Annotated in this window: 11 protein-coding genes; 8 read left to right on the top strand and 3 right to left on the bottom strand. The window is 72.6% G+C overall.

All coding sequences use genetic code 11. The features are described 5' to 3' along the window. The first annotated feature begins 14 nt into the window (after positions 1-14). The 6 genes from M1P99_RS09380 to M1P99_RS09355 all read left to right on the top strand — a co-directional run bounded on the left by M1P99_RS09380 (position 15) and on the right by M1P99_RS09355 (position 6,252). Positions 15-1,991, top strand: coding sequence for a glycoside hydrolase family 31 protein (locus M1P99_RS09380; RefSeq protein ID WP_304452268.1), 1,977 nt, complete (start codon positions 15-17; stop codon positions 1,989-1,991). A gap of 180 nt (positions 1,992-2,171) precedes the next feature. Next, positions 2,172-3,296: an ABC transporter permease gene (locus M1P99_RS09375; RefSeq protein ID WP_304452267.1), complete on the top strand. Its 1,125-nt coding sequence runs from the start codon at positions 2,172-2,174 to the stop codon at positions 3,294-3,296. Beyond that, positions 3,293-4,414 carry an ABC transporter permease gene (locus M1P99_RS09370; RefSeq protein WP_304452266.1) on the top strand — a complete coding sequence of 374 codons (1,122 nt, stop codon included), beginning with the start codon at positions 3,293-3,295 and terminating at the stop codon, positions 4,412-4,414. Before M1P99_RS09375 ends, M1P99_RS09370 begins: the two co-directional genes overlap by 4 nt. Further along, positions 4,411-5,253: an ABC transporter ATP-binding protein gene (locus M1P99_RS09365; protein ID WP_304452265.1), complete on the top strand. Its 843-nt coding sequence runs from the start codon at positions 4,411-4,413 to the stop codon at positions 5,251-5,253. Before M1P99_RS09370 ends, M1P99_RS09365 begins: the two co-directional genes overlap by 4 nt. 7 nt (positions 5,254-5,260) lie before the next feature. After that, positions 5,261-5,791, top strand: a complete 531-nt coding sequence (locus M1P99_RS09360) for a hypothetical protein (protein ID WP_304452264.1) — start codon at positions 5,261-5,263, stop codon at positions 5,789-5,791. Next, positions 5,788-6,252 carry a GNAT family N-acetyltransferase gene (locus M1P99_RS09355; protein ID WP_304452263.1) on the top strand — a complete coding sequence of 155 codons (465 nt, stop codon included), beginning with the start codon at positions 5,788-5,790 and terminating at the stop codon, positions 6,250-6,252. Before M1P99_RS09360 ends, M1P99_RS09355 begins: the two co-directional genes overlap by 4 nt. Positions 6,253-6,386: 134 nt before the next feature. Here the strand turns inward: M1P99_RS09355 and xylA are convergent, their stop codons facing one another. After that, positions 6,387-7,544 carry a xylose isomerase gene (gene xylA / locus M1P99_RS09350; protein ID WP_304452262.1) on the bottom strand — a complete coding sequence of 386 codons (1,158 nt, stop codon included), beginning with the start codon at positions 7,542-7,544 and terminating at the stop codon, positions 6,387-6,389. Positions 7,545-7,621: 77 nt separating this feature from the next. Next, positions 7,622-9,622, bottom strand: coding sequence for a beta-galactosidase (locus M1P99_RS09345; RefSeq protein ID WP_304452261.1), 2,001 nt, complete (start codon positions 9,620-9,622; stop codon positions 7,622-7,624). 84 nt (positions 9,623-9,706) lie between these two features. On the opposite strand from M1P99_RS09345, the gene M1P99_RS09340 reads away from it, so the two are divergent. Both M1P99_RS09340 and M1P99_RS09335 read left to right on the top strand, forming a co-directional pair. Further along, positions 9,707-12,016, top strand: coding sequence for a glycoside hydrolase family 95-like protein (locus tag M1P99_RS09340; RefSeq protein ID WP_304452260.1), 2,310 nt, complete (start codon positions 9,707-9,709; stop codon positions 12,014-12,016). Positions 12,017-12,213: 197 nt separating this feature from the next. Next, positions 12,214-14,901: a cellulose binding domain-containing protein gene (locus tag M1P99_RS09335; RefSeq protein WP_304452259.1), complete on the top strand. Its 2,688-nt coding sequence runs from the start codon at positions 12,214-12,216 to the stop codon at positions 14,899-14,901. Positions 14,902-15,003: 102 nt separating this feature from the next. On the opposite strand, the gene M1P99_RS09330 is transcribed toward M1P99_RS09335, so the two are convergent. Further along, complete coding sequence (locus tag M1P99_RS09330; protein WP_304452258.1) at positions 15,004-15,330, bottom strand: MerR family transcriptional regulator; 327 nt, start codon at positions 15,328-15,330, stop codon at positions 15,004-15,006. Between the last annotated feature and the right edge of the window lie 823 nt (positions 15,331-16,153).

Genomic DNA, 16,153 nt, shown 5'->3' with positions numbered 1-16,153 from the left:
CGGAAGGACGACGCGTGTTCAACGAGATCGAGGACGGAATCGAATGGCGCGGCAGCCATCAGGTGGTGCGCGCCCAGGCGTGGGGCCCCGACGGCATCCGCGTCCGCGCCGGACTGTCGGTCCTGCGTGAGGACCTGCCCGGTGCCCTGGTCGAGCCACGGGTACCCACCACCGCGACGGTCACCGTCGAGGCGGACCGGGCCGTCCTCACCAACGGCGCCCTGACGCTGGAGATCGACGACGCCGGGATGCTCCGCTTCCTGGACGCCTCCGGCGACGAGCTGCTCGCCGAGGAGCGCGCCCACTTCTGGTGGCCCGGCCCCCGCGCCTACACCTCCACCGGCCACGGCTACTACCGCATCGAGCAGCGCTTCCGCGCCTACGACGGCGAGAAGCTGTTCGGACTGGGGCAGCACACCCACGGGCTGCTCGACCAGAAGGGCGCCGTCGTCGACCTCGTGCAGCGCAACGCCGAGGTCACCATCCCCTTCATGGTCTCCTCGCGCGGCTACGGGCTGCTGTGGAACAGCCCCGCCACCGGCAGGGTGGAACTGGCCGACAACGGGACCCGGTGGGTCAGCGACAGCGCCCGCCAGATCGACTACTGGGTCACGGCGGGCGACGGCCCGGCCGAGGTGATGTCGAACTACGCCGACGTGACGGGCCACGCTCCCGAGCTGCCGGAGTTCGCCTCCGGCTTCTGGCAGTGCCGACTGCGCTACAAGACCCAGGACGAGCTGATGGAGGTCGCCCGCGAGTACAAGCGGCGCGGGCTGCCGCTCTCGGTCATCGTCAGCGACTTCTTCCACTGGACCCACCTGGGGGACTGGAAGTTCGATCCCGCCGAGTGGCCCGACCCCAAGGCCATGGTGGAGGAGCTGCGCGAGATGGGCGTGGAGCTGATGGTGTCCGTGTGGCCCTCCGTCAGCCCGCTCAGCGAGAACTACGACGAGATGCTGGCGCGCGGCTACCTCGTGGCCACCGAACAGGGACCGCCGGTCCACGCCGACTGGGCGGACAAGGGGGTCGACGCCCAGGTCCAGGTGTCGTTCTACGACCCCACCAACCCCGACGCCCGCGCGTACGTGTGGGACAAGGTGCGGCGCAACTACCACGACCTGGGCATCCGGGTGTGGTGGCTGGACGCGTGCGAGCCGGAGCTCAAGCCCGGCCACCCGGAGAACCTGCGCTACCACGTCGGCCCGGGGACCGAGGTGGGCAACATCTACCCGGCCGAGCACGCACGGGGCTTCCACGAGGGCATGCTCGCGGCGGGGGAGCCGGAGGTCATCACCCTGTGCCGGTCGGCCTGGGCGGGCAGCCAGCGCCACGGCGCGGCCCTGTGGTCGGGGGACATCCCCGCCACCTTCGACTCCCTGCGCACGCAGATCCGCGCCGGTCTGAACGTCGCCATGTCCGGCATCCCGTGGTGGACCACCGACATCGGCGGCTTCCACGGGGGCGACCAGGAGTCCCCGGAGTACCGGGAACTGCTCGTGCGCTGGTTCCAGTACGGGGTGTTCTGCCCGCTGTTCCGGCTGCACGGGTTCCGGGAGCCGTTCGTCGACGCCCTGCATCCGGACATGTCCGGCGGACCCAACGAGGTGTGGTCCTACGGGGAGGAGGTCTACCCGCTGCTGCGTGACATGCTCTTCCTCCGCGAGCGCCTGCGCCCCTACGTCATGGAGCAGATGCGCGCCGCCCACGAGCGCGGTCTGCCGCCGATGCGGCCGCTGTTCGTGGACTTCCCGGACGATCCGCGCGCCTGGGAGGCCGAGGACGCGTTCCTCTTCGGCCCGGACGTGCTCGTCGCACCGGTGACCGAGCTCGGGGCGCGGTCCCGCAGGGTGTACCTGCCCGAGGGCTCCACCTGGGTGGACCCGTGGTCCGGCGCGGTCCACGCGGGCGGCGCGGAGATCATGCTGGACGCGCCGCTGGAGCGTGTCCCGGTTCTGGTGCGCGGCGGCGCCGACGTGCCGATCGTCAGCTAGCCCGGCACGCCCTCCCCAGGTGTCCGGCGGGCCGTGTCCCCCCACGGCCCGCCGGACGCCGCCCGTCCCTCCTCGCGGACGGGCCAAGGTCCCGTCGCCGCGGTCCCAACGGCGCTACCCGGCGCGGGCGGCCCGTGTGACCGTGGGAGGTAGGGAAGTGCTCGATCCCGGGGAGAGAGCGTGGGCGACGGGAGAGTCCGGTTCGCGGGCCAGGTCCCCCTGGCCCGCCGAACACTGCTCGAGCGGCCCGGCAGGTTCGCCGGAGCCGTGGTCGCGGTCGCGCTCGCCGTCACCCTCATGGGCCTGATCACCGGCCTGTGGGGAGGATTCGTCGCGCAGTCGAACACGTATGTGGACAACACCGGCGGCTCGCTCTACATCGTCTCCCCGGGCGCACAGCGCCTGACCTCGGATGCCCGGATCCCGCGCTCGGCCGTGGAGACGGCACGCGAGACCCCCGGAGTGCGGTGGGCGTTCCCGGCCCGGTCGTTCTTCGCGATCCTCGACATGCACGACCAGAAGGTGGCCGTCACCGTGGTGGGCTACGAGCCCGACGGGCGCGGCGGACCCTGGGACCTGGCGGAGGGCCGCACGCCGGTCGCCGACGACGAGGCCGTGGTCGACGAGGTCCTGGCCGCCCAGCACGGGCTGGAGACGGGTGACCGGATCGACGTCGCCGGGGCCGGTGTCCGCGTGGTCGGCGTCTCGCGGGGCAGCTTCAGCTCCATGACCGCCTTCGTGTTCCTCCCGCACTCGGCGACGGACGCGATGCTGCGTGACCCCGCCTCCACGACCTTCGTGATCGTCGGCACGGACGTTCCCGAATCCGTCGCCCCGCTGCTGCGCGAGCAGGGCCTGGCCGTCGTGGACGGTGACGAGGTGAACGCCACGGAGACGAGGTTCGCCACACGCGCCTTCGGGCGGCCCCTCGGCCTCATGGCGCTCCTCGCCTTCACCACCGGAGTCCTGGTCGTCGGACTGACCTCCTACGGCGCTGTGCGGGAGCAGCACCGCCTGATGGGGGTCGTCGCCGCGCTGGGCGGCGGTCGTGCGCGCCTGTACCGGTTCGCGATCGCCCACGTCGCCGCGACCACCCTCGCCGGGGCGGCCTGCGGCGCCGTCCTGTTCCTCGTGGCGCGTACGGCGGTCTCCTGGTGGCGCCCGCAGTTCCCCGTCGTCCTCACCGGTCGGGAGATCGGGCTGCTCGTCGCCGCGACCGTCGTGATGGCCCTGCTCGCCGGCGTGTTCCCCGTGCACGGTGTCGGCCGGACCGACCCGGCCGAGGCCTTCAGGGACACGACATGAGGCGCCCGGCCTCCGTCCCGCTCGCGCGCCGCACTCTGTTCGCGGATCGACGCCGCGCCTGGCTCGCCGTCGGCGGTGTCGCGGTGGCGCTCGCCCTCGTGCTCTTGTTCGACGCGATCATCTCCGGGGCGATGAACCAGGTCACGCACTATCTGCGCACTTCACCCGCCGACGTGATCGTCTCCCAGGAGGGGGTCCGGACCCTGCACATGTCGTCCTCGACCCTGCCCCCGGACACCGCGGAGCGTGCGGCGGCCGTCGACGGCATCGCGTGGGCCGAGAGCCTGGCGTTCATGACCGGCACCATCAGCGCCGGCGGAGACGAGCAGCTGAGCTACGTCTTCGGCTACGACGTGGACACCGGCCGCGGCGGTCCGGCGGAGCTGGCCGAGGGCCGTCCGCCCGGGGCCGGGGAGACCGTGGTCGACTCCGGGGCGGCCGAGGACATGGGCGTCGCCGTGGGTGACACGGTGGTGGTCGCCGGACGGGAGTTCACGGTCGTCGGACTGAGCACGGGCGGTACCAACGTCGCCAACACGACGGCCTTCCTGAACCGGTCGGGTTTCGCGGAGCTCGACCGGCCGGTCGACAGCTACGTGTTGGTGGGGGCGTCGCGGGGGACGTCACCGGACGAACTGGCCGAGCGCCTGTCCCGGGCCCTGCCGGAGACGACGGTCCAGACCAGGGACGCGTTCGTCGAGGAGGAGCGCGGGATCGTCCTCGATATGACCGCCGACCTCATGCGGATCATGGCCGCCATCGCGTTCGCCCTGTCCCTGGCGCTCATCGCCCTCGTACTGTCGTCCGTGACCCGGGCGAACCTGCGGTCCTACGCCGTGGTCGGTGCGCTCGGAGCCGCTCCGCGACGGCTCGTTCTGACGCTGACCGCGCAGGCCGCGTGGATCGCGGTGTCGGCGACGGTGGTCGCGACCGCGATCACCGTCGGCCTGGCGGCCGTGGTGCCCGCGGTCGCGACCACGCTCCCCCTCGACGTTCGGCCGAGCGCGATCGGATGGGTCTTCGCCTCGGCGCTGGCGGCCGCGGCGGTCGGAGCGGTCCAACCGCTCCGCAGCATTTCCAGGGTCGATCCGGCGACGGCCTTCCGGAGGGCGACATGAACGGTGCAACGACGGTCTCCGCCCTGGTGCGCGTACGCGGGCTGACCAAGACCTACGGGAGTGGTGCGACCAGGGTGAACGCGGTGGACGGGGTCGACCTCGACATCGCGCGCGGCGAGACCCTGCTCATCATGGGTCCGTCCGGGTCGGGCAAGACGACCCTCCTGCTCATGCTCGGAGCCCTGTTGCGGCCGACCGGTGGCGCGGTCGTGGTCGACGGTGTCGATCTGGCCACGGCACCGGCCCGCTCCCTGCCCGGACTCCGCGCACGCCGCCTGGGGTTCGTCTTCCAGGACTTCAACCTCGTTCCGGCGCTGACCGCGCTGGAGAACGTCGCCTTGGCCCGCAATCTCGCCGGGGTCCGGGGCCGAGCGGCGCGCGAGCGGGCCGAGGAGGCGCTGGACCAGGTCGGTCTCGGCGCCCGGCTGTCCTTCCGGCCCGATGAGCTGTCCGGAGGCGAGAAGCAGAGGGTCGCGGTGGCGCGCGCCCTCGTCAACGGACCCGCGCTGCTCCTGGCCGACGAACCCACCGCGAACCTCGACTCTGGTACCGGCCGGGAGGTCGGACGCCGCATCCGAGACCTAGCCGCGCGGGACGGGCGGAGCGTCATCATGGTCAGCCACGACGACCGGCTACGAGAGATCGCGAGCCGGACGCTGTGGCTGGAGGACGGGCGCTTCCACGACCTCGCGGGGATGGTCGCCGACCCGGTCTGCGGTCGCCCGGTCCGGATCGGAGCCGGCCCGGGTCTGGAGGTGGACGGGGGTGCCAGGTGGTTCTGCTCCGACGCGTGCCGTGCGGAGTTCGCGGCGCACGCGCCGGGTGCGCCGGGCCCATAATGTCCGGGTGAGCGAACACGACGAAGAACTCGACGCGACTCCTGGGGCCGTCGACGCGCACGCCCTGCTCGCCCTGGCCGGGCAGCACCACGCACGTACGTCCCGCGCCCTGGGCACCAGGGAGCTCGGCGGCCACCTGGTCAAGTCCTACGCCCTGGAGGCGCCGCGCCGCCTGGTGAGCACCCAGGTCGAGGCGCAGGCCCTGCGCATCGCCGAGGGGCACCTGGGGCTGGGGAGCGCCCGCGGCTCCCTCGGGCTCGCGGTCCTCATCGTCCACGCGGGCGGGGACGGTGACTACGTCCTCGTGCACAACTGGATCGAGGGCCACATGTCGGACCTGGTGATCTTCAGCGGCCCGGCCGGGCGGCCCGAACAGCTCCGGCCGGGGCGCGCCGGCCTGGCCCCCTGCGTGTGGGAGGCGGCGATCCTGGCCCACGAGCGGGACGCGTTCACCCGCCACGTCCTGGACGGCCGGGACGGCATCGGGAACCGTCTGACCGCGTGGGGCGCCGACACCCTGGAGGGGGAGGTCCGATGACCGCCGCCCCGCGGGTCCGGGCGGCGCGCCGCGCGGACCTGCCCCGCGTCGTCGCGCTCGCCGCCGAGCACGCCGCCTACGAGAAGGCGCCGCCGCCCGCCCCGGACCTCGGGCAACGCCTGGCGGCCCTGCTGTTCGACACCCCTGAGCCCCGGCTCGCGTGCCTGGTGGCGGAGTCCGCCGGGGGCGAGGTCGTCGGCTACGCGACGTGCTCCCCGGAGCTCTCCACCTGGGCGGGACGCGAGTACCTGCACATGGACTGCCTCTTCCTCCGCGACGGCACCCGCGGACAGGGGCTCGGCGCCCAGTTGGTGGACGCGGTCGTGGCCGAGGCCCGCCGCCGAGGTCTCGACGAGGTGCGGTGGCAGACCCCGGCGTGGAACGAGGGCGCGACACGCTTCTACGACCGCCTGGGCGCCCGCGCGAAGGAGAAGCTCCGCTACTCCCTGCCCGCGCGCTGACGCGGAACCGTCCGGTACCGGCCACGGCAGGACGCCGTAGCCGGTACGGGCACGTTACGCGGTCGCGCGGGCGGCGCTCGACCGTCCTCGTCGGCCGGTGACGGGCGGCACCGACCGACGACCGCCCCCAACGGCTACCGGACGCCGAAGAGGTGCTCCAGGGCCAGCTGGTCCAGCTTCTCGAAGTGGTAGCCGCGCTCGCCGACCTCCGCCAGGTCGATCTCCTCGGTCAGCAGGTCCGCGACGCTCTCGCCCTCGGCGAGCGTGGGCCGGGACAGCTCCGGCACCCGGGCGGCCTCCAGCGCGGCGGCCACCTCGGGGTCGGCGCGGAAGGCACGGGCCTTCTCCCGCAGGATGAGGTAGTTGCGCATGCACGCCCGCGCCGACTCCCACACGCCGCTCATGTCCTCCGTCCGCGGCGGCTTGAAGTCGAAGTGGCGGGGCCCGTCGTAGCCCTCGTTCTCCAACAGGTCGACCAGGAAGAACGCCTCCTTGACGTCCCCCGCGCCGAAGCGCAGGTCCTGGTCGTACTTGACGCCGCGCTGCCCGTTGAGGTCGATGTGGAAGAGCTTGCCCGCCCACAGCGCCTGGGCGACGCCGTGCGCGAAGTTGAGCCCGGCCATCTGCTCGTGGCCGACCTCCGGGTTGACCCCGACCATCTCGGGGTGCTCCAGCTCGTTGATGAAGGCCAGGGCGTGGCCCACGGTCGGCAGCAGCACGTCGCCGCGCGGCTCGTTGGGCTTGGGCTCGATGGCGAACCGCAGGTCGTAGCCCTGCTCCCGCACGTAGGCGCACAGCAGGTCGAAGGCCTCGCGCAGCCGGTCCAGCGCCGCGGCGTCGTTCTTGCCCGCCTCGGTCTCCGCGCCGTCCTGGCCGCCCCAGCACACGTAGGTGGTGGCGCCCATGGACACCGCGAGGTCGATGTTGCGGATGACCTTGCGCAGCGCGTACCGGCGCACGTCGCGGCTGTTGGAGGTGAAGCCGCCGTCCCGGAACACCGGGTGGGTGAAGAGGTTGGTGGTGACCATGGGGACGGCCAGGCCGGTCTCCTCCAGTGCGCCCCTGAAGCGCTTGAGGATCGCGTCCCGCTCGGCGCCGGAACTGCCGGGCGGTATGAGGTCGTCGTCGTGGAAGGTGATCCCGTGGGCGCCCAGTTCGGCCAGCCGCCGGACGGCGTCGGCGCCGTCCAGCGGCGGCCGAACCGGGTCGCCGAACGTGTTGACCCCGCGCCAGCCCACGGTCCACAGACCGAAGGTGAACTTGTCCTCGGGCGCCGGGCGGAAGTCGTTCATGCGTGTCTCCAGGAGTGGCGAGATCAGTCGGCCCGCTCAGTCTGCCCAGAGAGTGCTTAGTTTGTCTAGAGGAACAACTAATTGGCGGTGGCGTGCCCCCGCAGTACGGCGAAGCCTCCTCCCGGCACCATCAGCCCGTCGGCGGCACGGCCGGAGACCAGGTCGTGGGCGTCGGAGTCCAGGCCCAGCCGCACGGGGTCGATCCGCCGCGGGCCCGTGCCGTGGTTGGTGACGAACACCCACACGCCCCCGTCGCCCACCCGCCGCACCACGTCCAGCTCCGGTTCGGGGAACGGCCCCGTGCCCGCCGCCTCGGCGATCAGGCTGCCCAGCCCCCGGTCGGTCAGCCGCGCCGACACGTACCAGGCCTCCCCGGCGCCGTACCGGTGGCGGGTCACCGCCGGTTCGCCGTCCAACTGCCCGCCCGCGTACCGGGCCACCGCGTCGGCCCCCTCCAGGTGGACGCGCTCGCTCCACTGCGTGACCTCCTCGCGGACCGAACCCAGGTCGAGCGCGGCCGTCTCCCCGGGGAACAGCGGGAAGAACTCCTCCACCCGCACCCCGAGCAGGTCGCGCAGCGCGCCCGGGTACCCGCCCACGCGCACCGTGGAGTCCGGGTCGGCCACCCCGCTGAGGTAGGTCACCACGAGCGTGCCGCCGCCCGCGGTGAAGTCGGCCAGCCGCTGCGCCGCCTCGTCGGACAGCAGGTACAGCGCGGGGACGACCAGCAGGGGCACCGGCGGCAGCGGCCGGTCGGGGCGGACGAAGTCCACTGTGCGGCCCGACCGCCACAGCACACGGTGCACCTGGCGCACCGCCTCCAGGTAGTCCGTGCGGGCGGGCAGGGACGGACTGCCCAGGGCCCACCAGCACTCGGGGTCCCACGTGACCGCCGCGTCGGCGACCACGTCGGACTCGCGCGCCTCCGCGATCCGGCCCAGGACACCGCCCAGGTCGCACACCTCCCGGAAGATCCGCGAGTCCGGTCCGGCGTGCGGCACCATCCCCGAGTGCCACTGCTCGGAGCCGCCCCGCGAGGCCCTCCACTGGAAGAACATCGCGCCCTGGGAGCCGCGCGCGACGTGCGTCATGCTGTACCGCGCGATCTCGCCCGGCGGCTTGGAACGGGTGATCTCCCCTGTGTAGGCCACCCCCGCCGCCTGCTCCATCAGCAGCCACGGGCGCCCCGGACGGGGCACGCGGCCGGCCCACGAGCGCGCCAGGTCCGCCGCGAACGCGGTCTGCTCGGCGCCGTCGGTCCCCGTCCGGTCGGGGTAGTCGTCCACCGCGATGAAGTCCAGGTGCTCGGCCCACCGCCAGGGGTCGACCGGCACCCAGTCGCCGAAGGCGAAGTTGGTCGTCACCGGCACCTCCGGTCGGGCCCGGCGCAGAACGTCGGCCTGGTCCAGGAAGTGGTCGAGCATCTCGTCCGACAGGAACCGCCGAAAGTCCAGCACGTGCGCCGGGTTGGGCAGGTACTGGGTGGCGCGCGGCGGCTGGACCTGCTCCCACGCCGTGTAGTTCTGGCTCCAGAAGGAGGTGGTCCACGCGCGGTTGAGCGTGTCCAGGTCGTCGTGTCGGCGGCGCAGCCAGTCGCGGAACGCGCGGGCGGCGTGCTCGGAGTGCGTCCAGGAGCCGTACTCGTTGTGCACGTGCCACATGGCCAGCGCCGGGTGGTGGGCGTAGCGGTCGGCGAGGGCCCCGGCGACGCGCACCGACGCCTCCCGGTAGGCCGGGGCGCACACGTCGTAGGTGTCCCGGCTGCCGTGCGTGAGCCGGGTGCCGTCGCCGGTCACGGGCATCGCGTCGGGGTGGGCGAGGCTGAACCACGGCGGGGGCGAGGCGGTCGGCGTGGCCAGGGCGACCGCGATCCCGGCGCCGTGCAACCGGTCCAGGACACGGTCGAGCCACTCGAACCGGTACTCGCCCTCCGCCGGTTCCAGGAGCGCCCAGGAGAAGACGCCGACGGTGACCAGGGTGACCCCGGCCGCGCGCATGAGCTCGACGTCCTCGACCTGGACCGCCTCGGGCCACTGCTCAGGGTTGTAGTCGCCGCCGAACCAGAGTGGAGCGGACATGCGGGACTCCTTGATTGGGGGTGAAAGACAACTAAGTATGGCGAGTGACCGCCCGCACGGGCACCCCTCACCCCTGGAGCCCCGATGGCCGACATCCCGCCCATCCTCACCCGCCACCCCGTCCGTGACTGGGAGGACGCACTCATCACCGGCAACGGCCGGGTGGGCGCGCTCGCCCACGCCACCGCCGACCGGACCGCGCTGACCCTCGCCCACGAACGGCTGTTCCTGCCGGTCAGCGCATCCCTGCCCGCCCCCGGGACCGCGCTGATCCTCCCTGAGCTGCGCTCCCTGCTGCGGCGGGGCCGGTCCCGGGCGGCGGCCGAGCGGATCACCGCGTTCGCCGCCGCCGAGGACCCGGGCTACGCCGACACGCGGTGGATCGATCCCCTGGTGGGCGCCGCCGTCCTGGGCTTCGCGCCGACCGCGCCCGGGGCCGGGCCGGTATCGCGCCGCTGCGCGCCCGACTCGGGCGTGGTGACCGAGCACCTGCCGGACGGCACGGTCCACCGGGTCTTCGCCTCGCGCGCCCCCGGCGCGGCCGACGCCGTGGTCGCCGAGTTCACCCGGCCGGGGACCGGGGGACTGGACGGGCTGCTGCGGCTCACCCTTCTGGACGAAGAGCCCCCCGTTCCAGTCGCCATCGATTCCGAGATCCGGACGGACCGGTTGTCGGTGCGGGTCGGATTCCCCGCACGCCCGCCGGGCACCCTGCCGGGGTACGCGGTGACGTGCGAGGTCGGCGCGGAGGGCGGCCGGGTGGAGGCCGTCCCGGGTGGCCTGCGGGTCCGGGGCGTCGCCCGCCTGCTGGTCACCTCCCGTGTCCGGGTCGGCGCCCCGGGGGAGTCCGGCCCGCCGCAGGTCGAGCCGTCGGAGGCGCCGACCACCGACTTCGACGAACACCTGGCCCGCCACCGGGAGGTCCACGGCGAGCTGATGGGCCGCTTCCGCCTCCATCTCGGCGGGCCGGGGTCCGAGGGAGGCGGCCCGGAGACGGACGTGACGGGGGAGGAACTCCTGTCGGCGGGGGCGACACCCGAGCTGGTGGCCCGGCTGGTCGACGCCGGCCGGTACGCGATCGTGTCCAGCTGCGGCGACCTGCCGCCCACCCTCCAGGGGGTCTGGAGCGGCACGTACGGCCCTCCCTGGCGCTCCGGCTACACCTTCGACGGCAACCTGCCCTCCGCCGTGGCCGCCCTCCACACCACCGGCACGCCCGAACTCATGCACGGCCTCTTCGACCTCCTCGACGGTATGGTCCCCGACCTCGCCGAGAACGCCCGCCGCCTGTACGGGTGCCGGGGCCTGCTCCTGCCGCCGCACGCCTCCACCAGCGGCCGGCACAACCACTTCGGCCCCGAGTGGTGCCTGACCTGCTGGACCTCCGGAGCCGCCTGGATGGCGCGGCTGTACTGGGACCACTTCGCCCACACGCGCGACCGCTCCTTCCTGCGCGACCGGGCGCTGCCCTTCCTCACCGCGGCCGCGGAGTTCCACGAGGACTTCCTCACCGAGGACGGCTTCGTGCCCTCCTACTCACCGGAGAACACCCCGGCGGACGGCGACGGCCAGGCCGCCGTCAACGCCACCCTCGACGTCGCCGCCGTGCGCGACCTCACCCGCAACCTCGTGCGCGCCCACCGCGAACTGGGGCTGCCCGGCACGCGCCGCTGGCTGCGCCTGGCCGCCCGTGTGCCCGGTTACCGGATCTCCGCCGACGGGGAGCTCGCCGAGTGGGCGAGTGCCGCCGGGCCCGTGGACCAGCGCGACCAGCACGCCCACCGCCACGCCTCCCACCTCTTCCCGCTCTGGTACGAGCCCGACCCCGCCTTCGCCGATCCCCGCCTGCGCGCGGCCGCCGTCCGCACCGTCCGGTCCCGGCTCTCCTGGTGGCGCGGGCAGGAGTCCGACGAGATGGCGTTCGGGCTGGTGCAGCTGGGCCTGGCGGCGGCCCGGCTCGGCCTGGCCGAGGAGGCGCACGAGACGCTCGCGCTCCTGGCGACCCGGTACTGGCGGCCGACCCTGGTCTCCACGCACAACCGGGGCGCGCTGTTCAACGTCGACATCGGCGGCGGCCTCCCGGCGGTCGTCGCCGCGATGCTCGTCCGGTCGACCGAGGGGCGGGTGGACCTGCTGCCCGCGCTCCCGCGCGTCTGGCCGACGGGACGGGTCGAGGGCCTGCGGGCGCGTGGCGGCGTCATCGTCGACCGCCTGGAGTGGGGGAGCGGCGAGGCGACCGCGCTGCTGCGGTCCGTCGAACCCCGGACCGTACGGATCGGCCTCCCCGGCGGCGCGTTCCGCGTGGTGCGGACCGGCCCGCGGAGCCGGATCACCGTCCGTTTCCGCCTCTTCTCGGAGCACGATCGTCGAAGCGCTTCGAAAATTCTCGGCTGACCCCCTTGCTCTCCGTTAGTTGGGTTATCAAACTAATGGGGACTTCGTGCCCGTCTCCGTCGGACTTCCGGCGGAGACGGGTCTCCCCCCACCCCCTGGAGTCCGTCATGTCTCCGCGCCCCGCACATCCCCCACACCCCCCGCTTCCCGCACGAGCCGCACCACCGCGGACCCGGGCCCGCTCCGGCCGCACCTGGGTGACGGTCGCCGCCGCGGTCCTGCTCACCGCGACGGGCACCGCCGCCGTCCACTCCGCCCCCGACCCGGCCGCCGCCCAGGAGGACGCCTACACCTGGGACAACGTCCAGATCGCCGGCGGCGGATACGTCCCCAACATCATCTTCAACGAGTCCGAGCAGGACCTCGTCTACGCCCGCACCGACATCGGCGGCGCCTACCGCTGGGACCCCTCCACCGAGCGCTGGGACCCGATGCTGGACTGGATCGGCTGGGACGACTGGGGGTGGACGGGCATCGTCAGCCTGGCCACCGACCCCGTCGACCCCGACCGTGTCTACGCCGCCGCCGGGACCTACACCAACGACTGGGACCCGAACAACGGCGCCATCCTGCGCTCCGACGACCGCGGCGAGACCTGGGAGGTCACCGAACTCCCCTTCAAGCTCGGCGGCAACATGCCCGGGCGCGGCATGGGCGAGCGGCTGGCCGTCGACCCCAACGACAACAGCGTCGTCTACTTCGGCGCCCGGGGCGGACACGGCCTGTGGCGCAGTACCGACTTCGGCGAGACCTGGGCCGAGGTCGAGGAGTTCCCCAACCCGGGCGACTACGTCGAGGACCCCGACGACGAGTGGGACGTCCACACCGACATCACCGGCGTGATCTGGGTCGAGTTCGACCGGCGCACCGGCTCCGACGGGTCGGTCACCCAGGACGTCTACGTCGGCGTCGGCGACCTGGACGACCCCGTCTACCGCAGCCAGGACGGCGGCCAGACCTGGGAACCGCTGGCGGGAGCGCCGACCGGCCACCTGCCCGCGCACGCGGTCCTGGACCACGAGGGCGGCCAGCTCTACCTCGCCACCACCGACACCCCCGGTCCCTACAACGGCGAGTCCGGCGACGTGTGGCGCTTCGACACCGGGACCGAGGAGTGGGCCAACATCAGCCCCGTCCCCTCGACCTCCGAGGACAGCTACTTCGGCTACGGCGGGCTCACCATCGACCGCCAGAACCCGGACACCCTCATGGTCACCTCCCAGATCTCCTGGTGGCCGGACAACCAGATCTTCCGCAGCACCGACCGCGGCGAGACCTGGACGCAGGCCTGGGACTGGGGCAACTACCCCGAACGCGATAAGCGGTACGAGATGGACATCTCCACCGCGCCCTGGCTGGACTTCGGCGGGCCCGGCGAGGCACCCGAGACGCAGCCCAAGCTGGGCTGGATGAGCCAGGGCATGGCCATCGACCCCTTCGACTCCGACCGGTTCATGTACGGCACCGGCGCCACCATCTACGGCAGCGACAACCTCACCGACTGGGACAGCGACACCACTGTCGACATCGAGGTGAAGGTCCACGGGCTGGAGGAGACCTCCATCCACGACCTCGCCGCCCTGCCCGACGGTCCGCTGGTCTCGGTGATGGGCGACATCGGCGGCTTCGTCCACGAGGACCTGGGCACCGTCCCGGACGAGATGCACCAGGACCCCTACTGGGGCAACGGCACCGGGGTGGACTTCGCCGAGCTGGCGCCCGACACGGTCGTCCGTGTCGGCAACGCCGAGGACGACGCCAACTCCCACATCGGCGTGTCCACCGACGGCGGCCAGAGCTGGTGGGGCGGGCAGGAGCCCGGCGGGGTCACCGGCGGCGGCACCGTCGCGGTCAACGCGGACGGTTCCGCGATCCTGTGGAGCGCCGACGGCGCGGGCGTCCACGTGTCCACGACCACCGGGTCCTCCTGGACCGCCTCCTCCGGCGTGCCCACGGGGGCGCGGGTGGAAGCCGACCGGGTCGACCCGGACGTGTTCTACGCGGTCGCCGACGGCACCTTCTACACCAGCACCGACGGCGGCGCGACCTTCACCGCCTCCGGCGACACGAGCCTGCCGCCCGAGGGCGATATCCGTTTCGGCGCCGTTCCCGGCCACACCGGCGACGTGTGGGTCGCGGGTGGCGATGAGGACGGTGAGTACGGCATGTGGCGGTCCACCGACGCGGGCGCCACGTTCGAGCGGATCGAGGCCGTGGACGAGGGCGACGCGGTGGGCTTCGGCGCGCCGGCGCCCGGCGCGGACTACCCGGCCGTCTACACCAGCTCCCGGATCGACGGCGTCCGCGGGATCTTCCGCTCCGACGACGCGGGGGAGAGCTGGACGCGGATCAACGACGACGAGCACCAGTGGGGTTGGACCGGCTCGGTGGTCACGGGCGACCCGGACGTCTACGGGCGGGTCTACATCGGGACCAACGGGCGCGGGATCATCTACGGCGACCTCGCCGACGGAGGCGGGAACCCGGACCCGGACCCGTCGCCCTCGCCGAGCCCGACCGAGGACCCCGACCCCTCGCCCAGCCCCTCCGAGGACCCCTCACCGGACCCGGGCGCGTGCGACGTCGCGTACACGGTCAGCGGCGCCTGGTCGGGCGGATTCGGCGCCGACGTGGTGGTCACCAACACCGGGACCGAGACCGTGGACGGCTGGGAACTGGCCTGGTCCTTCACCGCGGGTGAGCAGGTCACGAGCCTGTGGGGCGGCAGCCACGAACAGGAGGCGGGTACCGTCACGGTCACCGACGCCGGGTGGAACGCCCGGATCGAACCGGGGGACTCGGTGACGGTCGGCTTCAACGGCGCCACTGACGGGACTCCGGGTACGCCTGAGGAGTTCACGTTGAACGGTCAGTCGTGCGACTGACCTGACACCCCTCCGCGGAGGGGTCGACCGGGGCCCTGAGGACGTTGCTGACCTCGGGGCCCTACCCGTCGGCGCCCGGGTATCGCTGCTCCGAGCCGGGGCTCAGGCCCTTTCCTGCCGTTCGGACGACCGCAGCTTCTCGTTGATGCGCTGCGCCTCCTCCAGCTGGTCCTCCAGGATGATGATCCTGCAGGCGGCCTCGATCGGGGTGCCCTCGTCGACGAGTTCGCGGGCACGGGAGGCGATCCTGAGCTGGTAACGCGAGAAACGGCGGTGGCCGCCCTCCGAGCGCAGTGGCTCGATCAGCTTGGCGTCGCCGAGGGCGCGCAGGAACGCCGGCGTGGAGCCGATCATCTCCGCGGCGCGGCCCATGGTGTAGGCGGGATAGTCATCATCGTCAAACCGGTCACCGGTTGTGTGACGGGACAAGCGCTCTTCTTTCTCTCTCCTGAACGCACGTCGAGGGCCCCAGCGCCGAGTGGCGCCGGGGCCCGAGAGTTCAATACCACCTACCGGCGGATGCCGGTCTTCCGCTTCCCGAGGTCAAGCTGGGACGGGATCGCGGGGATCGCGGTTGTGAGACCGTGGACCACCTTCTTCCGAACCGGGGCCTGCGGTACCCGAGCGGAACAAGCCCACGCCCGGGCGATCCTGATGGCATCTACTCCTCTCGATCTCTTCCTGCGTTTCCTGCTGAGCGGTGCTACCGGCTCCCGACGCCGTGTTGCGATGCGCGCCGGTCGAGCCCTACCGCGTCCTTCTGTACTGCTCCGGCTTCCCCCGTGCTGGCGGGACTCCGGTCCTGCTGCGGTCTTCCCTGTGTGAGCGGAAAACCGGTCCTGCATCCTGCTCCGGCCTCTCCTGTGTGAGCGAGATGCCGGTCCTTCTTTCCTGCTCCGATGTCCCCCGTGTTGGCGGGATATCGGTCCTGCTGCGGTGCTACCGGCTCCCGACGCCGTACTGCGATGCGCGCCGGTCGAGCCCTACCGCGTCCTTCTGTACTGCTCCGGCTTCCCCCGTCCTGGCGGGACTCCGGTCCTGCTGCGGAATCCCCTGTACCAGCGGGACTCCGGTCCTTCTGTACTGCTCCGGTATCCCCGGTGCTGGCGGGATGCCGGTCCTGCTCTCCACCGGCGTATCCGGTGGTCCTGCGGTGGATCTCTTTGGCTACGACAGGAAATCTAGCAGTACCTCCGGCGGATGTCTACTCTCACCACTGGAGATTTTCGTGTGTCGCGAGATCGAGTATCGA

It is taken from the genome of Nocardiopsis sp. YSL2 (assembly GCF_030555055.1).
Classification (GTDB): domain Bacteria; phylum Actinomycetota; class Actinomycetes; order Streptosporangiales; family Streptosporangiaceae; genus Nocardiopsis.
The sequence above is the reverse complement of the archived record's forward strand: the minus strand, read 5'-3'. Positions and strand labels throughout refer to the sequence as shown.

Excerpts from the sequence above, each read along its gene's own strand:
- xylA (WP_304452262.1), bottom strand. The coding sequence starts at position 7,544 with ATGAACGACTTCCGCCCGGCGCCCGAGGACAAGTTCACCTTCGGTCTG.
- M1P99_RS09365 (WP_304452265.1), top strand. The coding sequence starts at position 4,411 with ATGAACGGTGCAACGACGGTCTCCGCCCTGGTGCGCGTACGCGGGCTG.
- M1P99_RS09355 (WP_304452263.1), top strand. The coding sequence starts at position 5,788 with ATGACCGCCGCCCCGCGGGTCCGGGCGGCGCGCCGCGCGGACCTGCCC.
- M1P99_RS09340 (WP_304452260.1), top strand. The coding sequence starts at position 9,707 with ATGGCCGACATCCCGCCCATCCTCACCCGCCACCCCGTCCGTGACTGG.
- M1P99_RS09370 (WP_304452266.1), top strand. The coding sequence starts at position 3,293 with ATGAGGCGCCCGGCCTCCGTCCCGCTCGCGCGCCGCACTCTGTTCGCG.
- M1P99_RS09345 (WP_304452261.1), bottom strand. The coding sequence starts at position 9,622 with ATGTCCGCTCCACTCTGGTTCGGCGGCGACTACAACCCTGAGCAGTGG.